This window comes from Microbulbifer variabilis ATCC 700307 (assembly GCF_000380565.1).
In the GTDB taxonomy this organism is placed as follows: Bacteria; Pseudomonadota; Gammaproteobacteria; order Pseudomonadales; family Cellvibrionaceae; genus Microbulbifer; species Microbulbifer variabilis.
This window is the reverse complement of sequence record NZ_AQYJ01000026.1, coordinates 201,639-215,325: the sequence shown is the minus strand read 5'-3', so window position 1 is coordinate 215,325 and position 13,687 is coordinate 201,639. Positions and strand designations below refer to the sequence as shown.

Annotated in this window: 21 protein-coding genes; 19 read left to right on the top strand and 2 right to left on the bottom strand. The window is 42.8% G+C overall.

The features are described 5' to 3' along the window. The first annotated feature begins 69 nt into the window (after positions 1-69). From G367_RS0111735 to G367_RS0111645, 17 genes are all read left to right on the top strand, one after another. A complete protein-coding gene (locus G367_RS0111735) occupies positions 70-372 on the top strand; it encodes a hypothetical protein (RefSeq protein ID WP_020413326.1) in 303 nt (100 codons plus the stop codon). 104 nt (positions 373-476) lie between these two features. After that, on the top strand, positions 477-806 hold the full coding sequence (locus G367_RS0111730) for a hypothetical protein (protein WP_020413325.1): 330 nt from the start codon (positions 477-479) through the stop codon (positions 804-806). A 511-nt stretch (positions 807-1,317) separates the two neighbouring features. Further along, complete coding sequence (locus G367_RS0111720; protein ID WP_020413323.1) at positions 1,318-1,635, top strand: hypothetical protein; 318 nt, start codon at positions 1,318-1,320, stop codon at positions 1,633-1,635. Positions 1,636-1,724: 89 nt separating this feature from the next. Continuing rightward, positions 1,725-2,102: a hypothetical protein gene (locus G367_RS0111715; RefSeq protein ID WP_020413322.1), complete on the top strand. Its 378-nt coding sequence runs from the start codon at positions 1,725-1,727 to the stop codon at positions 2,100-2,102. Between the two features lie 133 nt (positions 2,103-2,235). Then, positions 2,236-2,484: a hypothetical protein gene (locus G367_RS25675; protein ID WP_020413316.1), complete on the top strand. Its 249-nt coding sequence runs from the start codon at positions 2,236-2,238 to the stop codon at positions 2,482-2,484. A 149-nt stretch (positions 2,485-2,633) separates the two neighbouring features. Next, the gene (locus G367_RS0111705; RefSeq protein WP_020413320.1) at positions 2,634-2,918 is read left to right on the top strand and encodes a hypothetical protein; all 285 of its coding nucleotides are present in this window, start codon (positions 2,634-2,636) and stop codon (positions 2,916-2,918) included. Positions 2,919-2,996: 78 nt separating this feature from the next. After that, entirely contained in the window at positions 2,997-3,212 is a 216-nt protein-coding gene (locus tag G367_RS0111700) for a hypothetical protein (RefSeq protein WP_020413319.1), read from the top strand. An 832-nt stretch (positions 3,213-4,044) separates the two neighbouring features. After that, entirely contained in the window at positions 4,045-4,449 is a 405-nt protein-coding gene (locus G367_RS0111690; RefSeq protein WP_020413317.1) for a hypothetical protein, read from the top strand. A gap of 111 nt (positions 4,450-4,560) precedes the next feature. Beyond that, the gene (locus G367_RS0111685) at positions 4,561-4,809 is read left to right on the top strand and encodes a hypothetical protein (protein WP_020413316.1); all 249 of its coding nucleotides are present in this window, start codon (positions 4,561-4,563) and stop codon (positions 4,807-4,809) included. Between the two features lie 251 nt (positions 4,810-5,060). Continuing rightward, positions 5,061-5,297: a hypothetical protein gene (locus tag G367_RS0111680; RefSeq protein ID WP_020413315.1), complete on the top strand. Its 237-nt coding sequence runs from the start codon at positions 5,061-5,063 to the stop codon at positions 5,295-5,297. A gap of 99 nt (positions 5,298-5,396) precedes the next feature. Beyond that, positions 5,397-5,651 carry a hypothetical protein gene (locus tag G367_RS23730; protein WP_020413314.1) on the top strand — a complete coding sequence of 85 codons (255 nt, stop codon included), beginning with the start codon at positions 5,397-5,399 and terminating at the stop codon, positions 5,649-5,651. 83 nt (positions 5,652-5,734) lie between these two features. Then, complete coding sequence (locus G367_RS0111670; RefSeq protein ID WP_020413313.1) at positions 5,735-6,214, top strand: hypothetical protein; 480 nt, start codon at positions 5,735-5,737, stop codon at positions 6,212-6,214. 547 nt (positions 6,215-6,761) lie between these two features. Further along, on the top strand, positions 6,762-7,154 hold the full coding sequence (locus tag G367_RS26795) for a DUF5958 family protein (RefSeq protein ID WP_020413312.1): 393 nt from the start codon (positions 6,762-6,764) through the stop codon (positions 7,152-7,154). 67 nt (positions 7,155-7,221) lie between these two features. Continuing rightward, positions 7,222-7,704 carry a hypothetical protein gene (locus tag G367_RS0111660; protein WP_020413311.1) on the top strand — a complete coding sequence of 161 codons (483 nt, stop codon included), beginning with the start codon at positions 7,222-7,224 and terminating at the stop codon, positions 7,702-7,704. 102 nt (positions 7,705-7,806) lie between these two features. Next, positions 7,807-8,220, top strand: a complete 414-nt coding sequence (locus G367_RS0111655) for a hypothetical protein (RefSeq protein ID WP_020413310.1) — start codon at positions 7,807-7,809, stop codon at positions 8,218-8,220. Between the two features lie 467 nt (positions 8,221-8,687). After that, positions 8,688-9,011, top strand: a complete 324-nt coding sequence (locus G367_RS0111650; RefSeq protein WP_020413309.1) for a hypothetical protein — start codon at positions 8,688-8,690, stop codon at positions 9,009-9,011. 272 nt (positions 9,012-9,283) lie between these two features. After that, complete coding sequence (locus tag G367_RS0111645) at positions 9,284-9,550, top strand: hypothetical protein (RefSeq protein ID WP_020413308.1); 267 nt, start codon at positions 9,284-9,286, stop codon at positions 9,548-9,550. 117 nt (positions 9,551-9,667) lie between these two features. Here G367_RS0111645 and G367_RS0111640 read toward each other — a convergent pair whose 3' ends face one another. After that, positions 9,668-10,186 carry a hypothetical protein gene (locus tag G367_RS0111640; RefSeq protein ID WP_020413307.1) on the bottom strand — a complete coding sequence of 173 codons (519 nt, stop codon included), beginning with the start codon at positions 10,184-10,186 and terminating at the stop codon, positions 9,668-9,670. A 55-nt stretch (positions 10,187-10,241) separates the two neighbouring features. Further along, positions 10,242-11,477: a polymorphic toxin type 44 domain-containing protein gene (locus G367_RS0111635; protein ID WP_020413306.1), complete on the bottom strand. Its 1,236-nt coding sequence runs from the start codon at positions 11,475-11,477 to the stop codon at positions 10,242-10,244. A gap of 1,120 nt (positions 11,478-12,597) precedes the next feature. Between G367_RS0111635 and G367_RS0111625 the strand changes: the two genes are divergently transcribed. Together G367_RS0111625 and G367_RS0111620 are read left to right on the top strand one after the other, a co-directional pair. Further along, entirely contained in the window at positions 12,598-12,795 is a 198-nt protein-coding gene (locus tag G367_RS0111625; protein ID WP_020413304.1) for a hypothetical protein, read from the top strand. A gap of 7 nt (positions 12,796-12,802) precedes the next feature. Further along, the gene (locus G367_RS0111620; RefSeq protein ID WP_020413303.1) at positions 12,803-13,171 is read left to right on the top strand and encodes a LexA family protein; all 369 of its coding nucleotides are present in this window, start codon (positions 12,803-12,805) and stop codon (positions 13,169-13,171) included. Positions 13,172-13,687: the final 516 nt, after the last annotated feature.

Sequence of the window (13,687 nt, the reverse complement as noted above, 5' to 3'; positions counted from 1 at the left end):
CAGTAGTGAGCGGAGTCGGCACTAAGCTAGTAAGGTAAGCTGCCCCTGCCGGCGGCGTTAAGGTAATCCATGAATAGACTCCATACGGCGATTAAAAATCTGGGCATGATTCGCCTCATTAAACTGGGTGATAGGGAAATCCGCTTGGCCATACTCCTAAAAGAGGAAGATTGTAAACACTTAGCAGCTCCTTGGTGGCGTGGTAAAAGCGCATCTATTGTTGGGGTGGATCTTGATGGCAATTTCATTCTTTGTAAAAGCTCCGGGGCATTCATCCTGTGGGATCATCAATTGTCATCAGAGATTCCTATATCCAACAGCCTGGATGGCATGCTTTCAAAGCTGGAGCTGGATTCAAGCAATGTACCTTAACAAGGCAATCAAAGGCGCCACTTCGTGGTTGGACCTACATTCCGCAGCTTCGCTGCTACATTTCGGCCCTTTATTGCGGTGTTATGCAAACCTAGGAAAAGATTATGCAGCCGGATATGACTTTCGATGAAGCAGAAAAAAGAGCTGTCGAAAGTGGCTTACTTATTGATAAAGAGGTTGAGTCACTAAAGAATTCCCTAATTGAGATGAGGAAATTAGCCGAGAAAAAACGTCTTTCTTATCGGGAAGAAAAAGAAATGGAACGCCTAAGGTATATGTTTGATGACTTGGTGGTAAAGGGGATTCCTGAATTTGAGCATTTGCGCCCCAAACCACAAAGCCTAACAGCTAAGATATTGCCATTTTGTAGTTGGGCTAGGGTTGGCAGCAGTATATTTATGGTGGAAAGTTACAAATGTATAACAAGGCTATAGTGCCGCATATGACGGCATTATATTTTATGATGAGAATACCGTTACTATTTAGCTTCTTACTTTACTCATCACTTGCTCGATCATGCGGAGATGATGATTTATTGTCCTACTTGGAATTCGAAAATCTCCGGTGAGGAAAGTCTGCTTCAAGTTAAACTGTCAGTGCCTTTAGTTTGGAGGCATATGAACCTTGAGGGGGCCACATTTGTAAGCCCGAGTGCCAAAATCGCGCTCAAGAATACTGGGGAAGATACTGGCTTTCGCTCATATAATCTGAGTGGGTCAAAAGAGTTTTTAGAGAAATCAAAGTTTGTAGTGTTTTATGAGCCGCATATTCGTGTTGAAAGAAATAAAGACGGAAATGGCCACAAGGTATCTATGGGGCCTCTTTGTGAGATCTCATCCGATGTTCCACTACAAATATAACAATCACAGGCACATGACCTTTTTTTGCTGTTTCTATTCGTCACATCCAAAAAAACGGCATGTGCTGCAAGCGTTATGCTTTATCATGAAAAAAGTAGAAGCACATAAACATTCCTTCAGCCCAGAAGACTGGCCATTCGATTTTGATGACAATGTAGGGGCAGTTACCACCAAGTTCGTCATGAGCGGAGAGCAGCCCATTGTTGAGGTTCTCCACTGGAAGGATGGTGATTGGCAGTTCATGTGGAATACCACCGAAGATGCAAGTGACGGAATGATTGTGTGTATGGGGTGCTTGTTTACGAAATTTCCATGGATAGCTGGATTTAAAGATCTAAAGCCCGGCTATGTGGCATATTTAGATAAAGGTCGATGGTTAGTTGAGCCCATCGATGAAACATAATAAGCCGCAGCGATCGCTCCCGTTGGTCGCTGGGACAACCAAAACGCTGTGCTTATTTATCTGCCCCTGTGTGGGGTGTTAGGCATCATATGAAAATAATCACCGAGCAAGATGCTTACTTCCTTGTCGCTCTGAATGCATCAGAGGAGTCATCGCTGATAGAGCTAAAATGGGAGTTTGAGAAGTGGGACCACGGTTCTATTGATGTAACCAACATCATAGAATCTCTCATCAATGACGGCACCATTTTGCTAAGTGAGCGAGACGGAGATAGCTTTAGTGACTACTCCATAAGCGACGCCCTAGTTAAGGTAGAGACTTGGAGTAATTCTGAGTCTTGGAGTACCATTCTATTTCTAACCGAGGCAGGCGATAGGCGGTGGGAAATCGACGATTGGGGTATTACCACGAAGCGTGCAAAGCATTTAATGTTTTCAAATAAAGGGAGTGTTACTCGTGTTCAGTAGCTGAGTAGAGAGCATGCCTAACAAAAAGCTTAACTACATTCCGGCCGCATGCGACCTCCGTCGGACAGCCAAAAGCGTGCTTCGCACTGGCTGCCGGTTAGCTCAATGTTAAATGTCATTCAGGATTAAAACGATGTTTTCATGGATAGTATTTATTTTAGGTTTAGTTGCTTCATGGCACTACACCGACCTTCAATCAGAAAGTGTATTTCAAAGTACGATCTTGCCAATTTTAGTAGGCGTATTTCTAATTCTACTGCTAATCAAATTTGTTTTTCTTTTAGGTCCGGATAGTGGTCGTGGTGGTCACAGTGGAGATGGCGGTGGTGGATTTTTTGGTGGTGATGGGGGTTGTGGAGGTGGAGATGGTGGCGGTTGCTAATGCTAACTTTAAAGTGCATGACAAAAACATTTAACAAAAAAATTTAACAAAAATGTTAAACACCGCTACATGCCTTCGGCATTCCGCTGGATTCGCTCCTGCGTCGCTTGCCGTTTACATTGGCGTTATGTTTTCTGAACGAGTGAAACATGGATAAGAAGGATGCCCAAATAAAGATTCTTGCTCAGGCTGTTTATGAGATGCGCTTACTGCTTAGTGATCATCTTGGTAGCACTGATAAAGAAATGCTTTGTGAGGCTGTATCTGCGCATTTAGCTTACGCATTACATAATGAAGCCTTGGCAATAATTGAAGGTCGCCCTGAAGATTTCGATATAAATAAGGCAATCGAAAGTATCAAAAAGGTCGATGAAAGATACGGTGAGCAATTCGGGAGTCGATTTGAGGAGCTTGTCAGTGCCACTAAAACATAACAAGCGCAGGTTGTCGGAACGCCTTTTCGCTCCTTCGTCGCTACAAGTCGTCCGCAACTGCAGGAGTTATTGGGCAACATGAATAAATTCAGCACTATGGTTGTCGCTTCTATTTCAGGACTGGTTGGACTGCTTGTCGGCCTAGTAGCATTTTTTATAAATTGGAACGTGTATGGCGGAGGTATGCCGGCTTACAAAGCTCTCTTGCTTCCGGGAAATATATCGCTAATTTATATATGGCATCCCATTTTTACGGAAGAAATCGATTTTTGGCCAAAACTTGCACTCCAGTAACTCGGCTAATTTGGTATTGTTACAGTAGTGAGCGGAGTCGGCATTAAGCTAGTAAGCTGCCCCTGCCGGCGGCGTTAACTGTACGCTATGAATAAACATATTTGGGTGTTCGTAGTTATTATTGCTTTACCGTTTACCCTTCTAATGGTGGGGCGAAGCGATTCTGAGGCAATAAGTAATATTGGTCAGCTGGTTGAGATGCTATATCTCTCTCCTGGACTCATAGCAACAGACGAATTGTTCGGGTTCCAAAAAGATATAGGGCTTCTACCAACAAAATTAGGTAGGTTTTTATTTACAACGTTCTATTTGTTGATTTATTGGGGCGCTGTGTTCCTAATAACGAAAGGCGTGTGTAGTGACGTGCACCACAGTTAACAAACGCATGCTGTCGGACAACCGGGACGGCGCTTCGCGTCTAAAATCGCCGGTTTCCGCAGTCGCAGGCGTTATGTGCAATAAAACTCCGCCCTCTTCTAAACTAAAATACTCGCACAATGAATGAAAAGCACATCACACCCCTTTATTGGATTATTTTCATTATCATACCGACCTTAATTGTAAGCAACGCAGTCATAGCACTCTCTATGCCCAAATGGATTATCGTAGTGACAGTCTTTAGCCTTCTTATTGTGGGTGAGCATGGTTTAAGAAAGTGGAAACAAATCTTAAGCAGCAAGAAACCACCCAGATAACCATTACTAAATGCGCATAACAAGGCGCTCAAGGCGGACTCATTTTCATTGCATCAAATTTGTGCTTGAATAGCACAAATTCAATCAACAAAATCAGCCGCTTAGCACGGCGTTAAGTGCGCGGAGGAATCGAGAAAGTGTGGGATGATCCCGTATTACCAAACATAGAAGAGCACTTTTGGGAAATCCGAAACGTTGAGTTCGAGCAACAGAAGAACCCTGAAACTTTCGAGATTCCATCTAAAGAAGATCGTTTCAACTTAAAGCGAGGGCAAGCTGCGAAGCTTGCTTTCGATATTGAAACTCAAGACGGAGATGGATCGGTTCAAGTCTCTGGAGAGCGGATGTGGGTTATTGTCCTTAAAAAGACAAAAGGTCATTATTTTGGCATCCTTGATAACGAACCAAGTTGTATCGAGCCGGGTAGTGGCTATCTAGAGCCGGGCTGTAAGCTTTGGTTCAAACCCGAGCATGTAATTGGTATTGATAACCCTCCAATGAAATATTTAACAAGTAGTTACCCAAATGAGTTCAGCACTTAACAAGGGCCAGCAGCGGACTGTCAAACCTGTCACTTTTTGTGCTTGCGCACAAAAATCGTCAGTTTTGCCAGCCGCTGTGGCCGGCGTTAAATGTCATTCAGGATTAAAACGATGTTTTCATGGATAGTATTTATTTTAGGTTTAGTTGCTTCATGGCACTACACTGACCTTCAATCAGAAAGTGTATTTCAAAGTACGATCTTGCCAATTTTAGTAGGCGTATTTCTAATTCTACTGCTAATCAAATTTGTTTTTCTTTTAGGTCCGGATAGTGGTCGTGGTGGTCACAGTGGAGATGGCGGTGGTGGATTTTTTGGTGGTGATGGGGGTTGTGGAGGCGGAGATGGTGGCGGTTGCTAATGCTAACTTTAAAGTGCATGACAAAAACATATAACAAAAATGTTAAACACCGCCACATGTCTTCGGCATCCAGCTGGACTCGCTCTTGCGTCGCTCGCCGTTTACATTGGCGATCTACAAATATGATACGAGTACCACTGACCATGTCGATTTTTCTTATTAGTTCTGCAGTGCAGTCAGAGATCCAATTTGTTAAGCAGGGTCACGAAGCTAATATTCCAGAATTGATTTCATCACTCATCTAAGAAAATATGAGTAGTACAGGAGAATTTACGGTTAAAGATCTAAACAAAATCGATGAAATACCCTGGCAGAAAATCAGTAGAGATCATGTTGTTTACAACTATTACATTCCGTCAAATCCAGTAATAAGCGATGGATATAGTTATGAAATCATTATTGATTTGAATTCTAATAGATATTGGGTAAAAGTTATGGGCGGAATTGCTGGCACAGAAAACCTGTACGGCCCAGATATTATCCAGTAAATGTAGAACAAAAGGTTGCAGTATGTTCCAGCCTGCGGCCTCCATCGGACCTCGTCAAGCTACGCTTGCCGCGGCCGCTAAACCTGGCATTAAATTCGCATGGTCATATTCGCAACTACAAAAGAAGGGTTTAGAGAGCTTGAAACAGTAATTAAAACAGGTAAGTACCTTGTTTGGATTGGCTGCAACGTTTTGAGTGCATCTGAGCTAGATAGCTATCGAGAAATGAAGCTTGATATTACAAACTTCAGCTATGAAATTGATCCAGTAAATGAAGAAGAACTGAACGAGGCCCTTGCAACAATAGCGGAGCATCACCCTGGTGAAAGAGTATGGCTAGAATGCAGGCCCTAAATTTAACAAGACAAGGAAAAACCGCCCTGCGGGCTGGACGCGCTAATGCGCGCCTTTGCTTGTGGCGTTAGCGTTCGAGAATAATGAAGAATATCGTAATTTTATTGACATTATTTCTTTCAGGTTGCGTGGTTGTTACAGAAACAACCACAGAAGATGGTTTTGTGATTGCTTACGGAAAACTTCAGATCGACATACTTCAGTCAAATCTACCCGAGGAAGAAATTAACGTTTCATTTGCAGATAAAGATGGCAATGAGTTGCCAGAAATTGCTCAAGTCCGCAAGCCAAACGGAAAAGTTGTTGTGAATATTGATCAAAACTGGGGCAGAGAATACGGAAATACAAGAGAGTGCTTATTGTATGGCGGAGATAGATTCTGCCGGAGACAACCTAATCGCTTAGAATTTGAAGAGTACATTGTGGTGCGGAGCAATGGTTCGCCTATTAGAAAGTACCTTATTTCCGATCTGAAAAATTGTAATTTATCTGGTCTTGTTTGCAAAAACCTAGGTGCTGATGGATGGGTGGTTACAATGGATATCGCAGTGGTAGAATACTAACAATCGCAGGCGGTATCCTACGACCTTTTGGGCCTCCGCGAGACGTTCTACTTTGCGTGCTTATTGCGCCGGTCACTTCGCTCCCATTATCGCGCAAAAAAGCGCACAAAGTTGGCCGCCCCTGCTGTGGGCGTTATACGTAATAGAGATATGAGAACTATCATCCTTCTAATCCTACTTTCTAGTTCTACATTCGGTGCAGAATTAACCTTGAGAAAAGGGCAAGGCTATGTCGTTCCTGGTGGTAAAGTTTGGATTATTAAAGATGCACTGGCCGTCGATTGCCGTGTTTGCACCGCAGATGTCTATCTGCGAGGTGAGCTTACAATATCCAAATTAGTGGCATTACATTCAGCGGGGAATTAAATTTCTTGTTCAATAATGAAAATAGCGGTGAGATCAGAATGTATTCTGGCACAGAGGTCTGGTTAGGAGATAGCCGTAGGTTATTGAAAATCAGTGAAGAAGATCTGTAAACGTATATCAAGTAAGGGCACTGGACGCAGCAAAGCTGCGCCCGTGCTTTAGGCGTTATAGCTAATCGAGCATGGATCGATACGAAGTCACAATAAATAGAATCGCTCAAGGTGAAATTTCAATAGAGGAAGGAATAAAGTGGTTTAAAGCTCTCCCAGAACAGGAAAAGTATAAAGCTCTTCGGGGAATGAACTTGTGCATCCATCAATCTCATCCTCGAGAATCTGAGATTGAAGAGGGTATCAAGTTGTCTGGTTTAAAGGGGACTTATACATCCTGTGTAATAATGCGTAAGAACACTTTCAATAACGCACGGGCAAAGATTTTAGCCTTACCTTGTCAGGAATGGCTTAAGGCCTTCAAGCTTTGGCTCACAATATTTACTATCGCAGGCAGTCATAGAAGATCTACGGATTGTCAGGCTGGGTGCGATCATTGGTGGCATAACCTTGAAAAGCTATAACAAGGCAAGGCTTGGGATGGCCATACATGGCCGGCCCAGCTCGCGGCGTTAAGTTTTTGAGTGAAATATGCGCATTTTCAGGAACCTCAAAAAGTCACGTCAATTGCAGCTAACGGCACAGTTTCCGAATTTATATGATTTGGCATGTATAGAAAAATTTGAGGACTATCATTTCCTTGCTGTAGCTGTTTTTGATCATTGGTTAACGAGAGGAGAGTACTGTGAAGATCGCCCCTCAAAAGATGAAGATCAGATTAGATTTAATTTATTAATGGGTGAAGAAACGGAGCTCATAAACTTTAGATTTAGAGGTAGCGGCATCAGACCTTACCCTCTTTTTAGGGAATTTACCTCTGATGAATCTAAAGAAAGCTATATCCAGTCTCGAGGATATAGCAGCAAAAACTTCCGTAGATTAGTATTGCCGGACCTGGGTGCGGTCTATTTTGAAAGTTGGGACTATACAAACGTCTTTTACCTTAGGGATGTAAAGGCGTCTATAAAAATAGAAGAGTGGGCGCGTCGTGTAGGAGTCCACTGTCTAGAGTAAAAGGAACTTAACAATCGGCTGTTATCGACCCTGCGGGGCTGAGACGGCCTTTCCGCCGCTTCGCGGCTCCAAGTCCGCCCCTTAACCGGGCGTTAGGTGCCTATGAGACTTCTCATCTTCTTGTTACTAATTTGGTCTTCATCATCTGTTGCAGGGGCTAGGGTAGAGTTTGAGTGTACACCGATTGAAGGTGAGACAAGTTTTCGTGTGAAGGGCTACTTTCATGAAACAGCACAAGGTGAAAATATCGGCATGGCCCACAGTTATGCTATTTTGGGCGAATACGAGACCATAAAAGGTTGTCGCGCCCCTTGGTATGAGAAGTTTCCTATTAGCGGCTCGACCAGTGTCAAGTTCATGCTCCACTGGCACGAATACATGCCTGGTTGTATGCAGCGCTTCATGATTCCACAGATATCCACTACTGGGCACATGTGGGTTTCAAGAAAGGGAGAGCCTAATTTAAAAAGCAAAATGATCAGGGCTAACTGTGATATTAATAGAGTTTCGGAGTAAGCACTTAACAAAATGTTCAACTACACTACGTCCGCAAGCGGTCTCCGTGGAACGCGCAAAAGCGTGCTTCACACCGTGCGTTGGTTAACTTAGCGTTATTGCTGTGACAGGTTGTGTTTGTTCCTACAGTTGGATTTCTGTACGTTTCCTCAAAATAATAGAGTGGTTGCTGCTTAGACTTTATCAGCGGAATCTAAGATAAGTATAAATTTTGACAAATAGTGACAGGCATCTTAAGCAATCCCCCTAATCTGCCACTAAAATTCTATTATAGGGGTTCTCAAATTGGTCGACAGCGGTCAAAATATCGACCAGCAAAAGAGTGATTATGATTCTGCCATGTGCTTGGCTTTAATCAGAGATATAAACTATTTGATTTAATGGATTTAGCATGCAAGGTAGATAACATGGCACTTTTTTAGATGCCTTATTATTTATTATTTATTATTTATTATTTAGATTAGAATATGAAAAAAATATATTTTCTTTGTGCTTTTTTTTCTATTTCAAACAATGCGCTTAGTGCCGAAGTGCCAGTGTCTGAGATCACGTACATTGCTCCCTGGACTCCCTTTGTTGATGTACGGATGAGCACGCCGGCTATAGACCCTGAGAACTGTGGTAGTAGCAGTTCATACCGTATTGATCTCTTAAACGATTCAGGAAGCGAGGCTAAACTGTCAACTTTACTTGCAGCTTTTATGGCCGGTAAACAAGTAGGCTTGAGTATTAGTGGCTGCTTAAGTGGTCGCCCAAAAATAAATGCCGTGCGCTTGTCTAATGTGCAATAACCTGTGTTTGTTCTCCTAATCTACCTCCTGTGCGATCCCTTAAAGCAACAATGAGGGGTCGTCATGCACCTGATTCTACCGTTTTATCTGGCTGCCACGCTGGTCTGACTCTGACGGTAATTGTCAGAGCACACACCATGAGCTCCTAGTTCAGTTCTCCTTGGCACCTGTAACCTTCACCAATGCTAAGCGCTGTAGATACAGGCCTGTGGTTGGACCCTTATACAGGTTAATTCTTCAGTCTGGCGTCCGACTTAGATGTTGAGCACATCGTGCCGCTCTCTTGGGTGTATGAGTACGATGGTCACAATTGGACCGTTAAGCTGAAGCGTAAATTTGCAGAAAACCCTGAGAATTTATGGCTAGTCGATGATGGCCGGAACCAGAGCAAGGGGGACAAAGGCCCTGATGAGTGGATGCTACCTTATGAACCGGTCCAGGCAATCTTTGTGCAGCGGTTTATGGCGATAGTGGAGAAATATGGGCTGAAGCTCTCGCGGGAAGAGTCAACTCAGATATTGACTTTCCTGGAAGAGTAGGGTCAACTGCTTTTGTATGGCCTTGCACGCATTGTGATGATTATCTTCAGTCTTGAGTACTTGCTAGGCCGTAAGATTTATGAGACCTCCTCCTTCATTTGAGGAGGTTGACGCCGTTCATTGAACATTACCTTTTAGATTGTTAACTTCAATTTGATCAGATTCAATCTTTCCTGAGTAGTCTTCTAATTCTATTATTAAGTGCCCCCCCTCTACGGACTTAATCTTTTCTTTTTTAACATTCTCGTATGTTTTTATCACAGTTTTTTTTGCGAGAATTAATGCTACTCTGTCTAGTCTGATAAGATTAGATAGAGTGGAAGAAGTAAAGGCCCCTCCATCAAATCTATCAAAAGTATAATAAGTGCTTGGGTTTATTTCGTATGATGATTTTTTTTCTACTGAAAAATAATAAATCGTAGATATTGCCAAAAATAATACGCTATATTTAACTTTTTCTCTAAATGAGACTTTCCACTGTTTCAGTATCGTAAAGTAGATTGAAAAAATTATTACAAAGAATAGAAATATATTAAGCAGGGATGGAGAGTATTTCCAGAAAAAATCATACCCAGTAAAGGGGAAAATCATAAGGAATGTGAAGTAAATAATTGCGGTCAAGAAAATTTTTATCATAGTGATATTCACTTATAAGTGAGGCCTACCTTGGATTGACAGGCCTCAAAGTATTTTAAAGCGATTCTACAATGATTACAGTTCTACTACAGCTACCCCAGCAGCCGCCAGATCCGAAATACATACCGCCTCCGCTCCAACCTCCACCATACCCTAGACCACCAATACCATAGCCAGGAGCAGCTGTAGTAGGTGAGTTTACAGTTTTGTTCGGACTGCAAGAGTCAGAGTTGCTATCGGCGTTAGCATCATTCTCATATATATCTTTACTATAACTATGCCCGCCCTTAATTGGTGCCGCATCATCATGGTTGTCCCCTTCTCCGGTTGCGAGCGCATGAGCAATATTTCCCACTAATTTTCCAATGTCATTAGCGTCGGGGTGGTTTGAGTTATTATAGTTTTGCCACTGTTGTACTACTGCTCCAGCGGTAAGTGCTTCCTGTTCAGTAAAGCCCATTTGATGAGCGGCAGCTCCATAAAACCAATTCCCAAACTCTTGGTCTGCATTGTAATTCGGGTTGTTTTTAAGGTCATAGGTTCGATTAGGTGCAAACATGCTAGCCATAACCGCCGCACTTAACGTGACTTTCCCTCCAGGGAGTTTGCTTGCTGCGATGCCTGCTCTCTTGAATTGCTTCAAGTGCTTATTGATATCAAAATTTGATGGCGGATTTGGGGCCTTCTGACTTGCAGTGCATGCTTGAGCAGAGCTTGAGGTTGCCATAAAAAATACGGGTTCTCTACACATGACGCTATCACAGCCACCTGGATCGATAGGAGGAATTGTGGTTCCACCTCCCGAGCTGCCTCCCGAGCTGCCTCCTGAGCTGGTTTGTGATTTAACGTCGTAAATCTTTACAATAACCTGTGCTCTTCCATTTACCATAAGGTATGTAATGTCAACATCTTTGTTAGAAGTTAATTTTATGGTTGGAGCAATTTCGACAATGAGAGATTTATTATGTGTATTTAACGAAATTGCGTTAACAGTATCAGTACCTGAGATTGAATTTACGACTAGTTGCTTGGTATTGGAAGACCCTACCTCATATACAGATAATTTATTCTTAGTATCATCAAAAGCAAAGGAGACTATGTCAACTGGTGTTGAAGAAGGGATTTTATCTAGAGAAAAGCAGTTCTGATAAGAATTGGATTTATTTAGTTCAACCTGGACTAGGTCATTTTTTTCAATAACCACACAGTCCATACTGTCAGAGGCGAAAGCTTTACTACCAGCTAACCCCCCAATCAATAATAAGCCAGAAATAAATCTTGACAAATACATCAATCAATTACCTATTTAAAGTTATCGTTATTGGCCAATAAATATTGACAATCGAAGATTACCAGGGTGACTTTTGGTGCACAACTGTCAAAAATGACCATTTTTATATGCACGGTTGTTAGGAGTGCATATTGATACGCTCTTTGAGAGTCCCACATACTGTGTGAATATTATTTAACGGTTAGAGCTAGCGAGAGTCTTTTTTGCTGGTTGCTTAACAACCATAGGGAACTGTTATTTCTAGTGGTGCCATGTGTATGGTGGTTTTTAGCAGCTTACTGATCTAAAAGTCTTGGGTGGAAGATAAGGGTCGAAAGGTTGATGTTAGAAAATGATAGATAGTAACCATTTTTCCCCGGGGGAAGTTGGGGCTGTTAGTAGGGTGGGAAGTTGAGGGCAATAGTGGAGAAGTATGGGCTGAAGTTCTCACAGGAAGAGTCAGCCCAAATTTTGGCCTTGTCACAGCAATAAGCCATCGTTATACCTTACTACCCGCATAGTAAATAGCTAGGTAATTGTTATTTGATGACTTCAGCATCAACCACTCTGCAACGGTTGGTGCTCGCGCAGTTATCAGCGCAAAGCAGGTTAACACTCCTATCAGCCATCATAGCTGCAAGTAGTACCGACATCACTGCGCCATGATAATCTTGGCTTCGATCAAGGTAAGCAATATTATGATTTACACAGGTTCCTTCAATTGAAATAGTTGAACTCAGCTTTACAGATGTTGAGCTCACGCTAGTAACTTTCAGTCCCTCTTCACTTGACCATTGGTCAGCTATGGAAGCAGAGGATATGAGCAATAGAATGATGCTAGTAATTGGAAGGAGTGGTTTCATTTGAATCAAAGCCGTTAAACACGAGAAGGCTGATTTTAGCAATTTTAAAAAGTTGATTCTAGATTGTAGAACGTGTGAGCTACGCTTCCCAGTATCTTCTCTGGCAGTAGTCGCTCAATCTCTACCAGTGTTCCACACCGGCTCCCGCCGTCTCCTGTCTTTTCTGACTCCCTAAGCACACCTATGTGGGCGCCAACTTCTTTTTGATATCGATTCTGTGTATGTATACAGTATTTTGGTAGATTGCCTCTGTGTCGACAGAAAGAAGGAGTTGGACCATGACATTCATAGAGGTTGAAGCCGAGATATGCGCTTGCTGGAACACTATTGATATGACCGCAGACACTGCCGACCCGAAGCTAAGGGACATGCTTAAGGTACAGGTGAACAACCTGAATGCGGCAACCAATGCACTAGTAGATGAGCTGAACAGTCTTAATGAGAGGCAGGCTCAGCTCAAAGAACTATTGAAGTAAAACTACTATGAAATTACCCCCTTTATATAGCAGCGGCGTCAGCTGTGGCTTCCCCTCTCCTGCTAATGACCACAAAGAGACAGCCCTTAGCCTTGATGAACATTTAATAACCAAGCCGGCTGCCACTTTCATGTCGAGGGCTAACGGTGACTCTAGGCTGGGCGTGGGTATCTTTGACCGCTCACTGACACCTGTGAATGGTGATGTTGAGGTAGTGGTGCTTGATGGGCATCTAGCTTGCAAAATTTTGGATAGAGGGAGGGGACGCTTGCTGTCTGCAAATGAGAAATACCCACCAATTCCCATCTGGGAGGGCCAGGAACTGATAGTTGTGGGTGTTGTAAAGGCGTCAATTAGGTATCATGGTACTACTTAGTTTGATGCTGTATGTCTATACAGTCCCGTCACTATTTTCGACGCTGTTTGCGTAGGCGGCCATTTCAACTATAAAATCGTTTAAAATCAATGAATTAAGTTTTTTTACCAGTTCTTTTTGGGGTGTGGTGGTCGTCGGTTCTAATCTGGCCGCTCCGACCATCTCTCTCTATATCTCATTCAGTTTTCAGCCGATTTTCCAGATTGAGTACACAAAACTCTCAATTACTTTCGACTTAATAGTTTTGGGTCGATGCTAATGTCGACTTCGATGTAATCCTTCTCATGCCGAGCTAGGTAGAAGTTTTCAGTAATTTCTGCATCAGTGTGCGCATTAATCTGAGCGATTTCTTTGGGGCTGTGGCCTGATTTCTGGAGTAATTGAGATGATAATGCCCGAACTTAGTGGAATGTGGGTCTCGCCTGGCTTGGTAAGTCGATGCGAATCCCAGCCATATCCCGCACCTTTTTGAATTGGTTAGAAAGGGGTGCAGGCATTAAGCGGCACCAGAGCTCA

Bases quoted from the DNA above. Each gene is read 5' to 3' on its own strand.
- G367_RS0111735 (WP_020413326.1), top strand. From the start codon at position 70: ATGAATAGACTCCATACGGCGATTAAAAATCTGGGCATGATTCGCCTC.
- G367_RS0111730 (WP_020413325.1), top strand. From the start codon at position 477: ATGCAGCCGGATATGACTTTCGATGAAGCAGAAAAAAGAGCTGTCGAA.
- G367_RS0111720 (WP_020413323.1), top strand. From the start codon at position 1,318: ATGAAAAAAGTAGAAGCACATAAACATTCCTTCAGCCCAGAAGACTGG.
- G367_RS0111715 (WP_020413322.1), top strand. From the start codon at position 1,725: ATGAAAATAATCACCGAGCAAGATGCTTACTTCCTTGTCGCTCTGAAT.
- G367_RS25675 (WP_020413316.1), top strand. From the start codon at position 2,236: ATGTTTTCATGGATAGTATTTATTTTAGGTTTAGTTGCTTCATGGCAC.
- G367_RS0111705 (WP_020413320.1), top strand. From the start codon at position 2,634: ATGGATAAGAAGGATGCCCAAATAAAGATTCTTGCTCAGGCTGTTTAT.
- G367_RS0111700 (WP_020413319.1), top strand. From the start codon at position 2,997: ATGAATAAATTCAGCACTATGGTTGTCGCTTCTATTTCAGGACTGGTT.
- G367_RS0111685 (WP_020413316.1), top strand. From the start codon at position 4,561: ATGTTTTCATGGATAGTATTTATTTTAGGTTTAGTTGCTTCATGGCAC.
- G367_RS0111680 (WP_020413315.1), top strand. From the start codon at position 5,061: ATGAGTAGTACAGGAGAATTTACGGTTAAAGATCTAAACAAAATCGAT.
- G367_RS23730 (WP_020413314.1), top strand. From the start codon at position 5,397: ATGGTCATATTCGCAACTACAAAAGAAGGGTTTAGAGAGCTTGAAACA.
- G367_RS0111670 (WP_020413313.1), top strand. From the start codon at position 5,735: ATGAAGAATATCGTAATTTTATTGACATTATTTCTTTCAGGTTGCGTG.
- G367_RS26795 (WP_020413312.1), top strand. From the start codon at position 6,762: ATGGATCGATACGAAGTCACAATAAATAGAATCGCTCAAGGTGAAATT.
- G367_RS0111660 (WP_020413311.1), top strand. From the start codon at position 7,222: ATGCGCATTTTCAGGAACCTCAAAAAGTCACGTCAATTGCAGCTAACG.
- G367_RS0111655 (WP_020413310.1), top strand. From the start codon at position 7,807: ATGAGACTTCTCATCTTCTTGTTACTAATTTGGTCTTCATCATCTGTT.
- G367_RS0111650 (WP_020413309.1), top strand. From the start codon at position 8,688: ATGAAAAAAATATATTTTCTTTGTGCTTTTTTTTCTATTTCAAACAAT.
- G367_RS0111640 (WP_020413307.1), bottom strand. From the start codon at position 10,186: ATGATAAAAATTTTCTTGACCGCAATTATTTACTTCACATTCCTTATG.
- G367_RS0111635 (WP_020413306.1), bottom strand. From the start codon at position 11,477: ATGTATTTGTCAAGATTTATTTCTGGCTTATTATTGATTGGGGGGTTA.
- G367_RS0111625 (WP_020413304.1), top strand. From the start codon at position 12,598: ATGACATTCATAGAGGTTGAAGCCGAGATATGCGCTTGCTGGAACACT.
- G367_RS0111620 (WP_020413303.1), top strand. From the start codon at position 12,803: ATGAAATTACCCCCTTTATATAGCAGCGGCGTCAGCTGTGGCTTCCCC.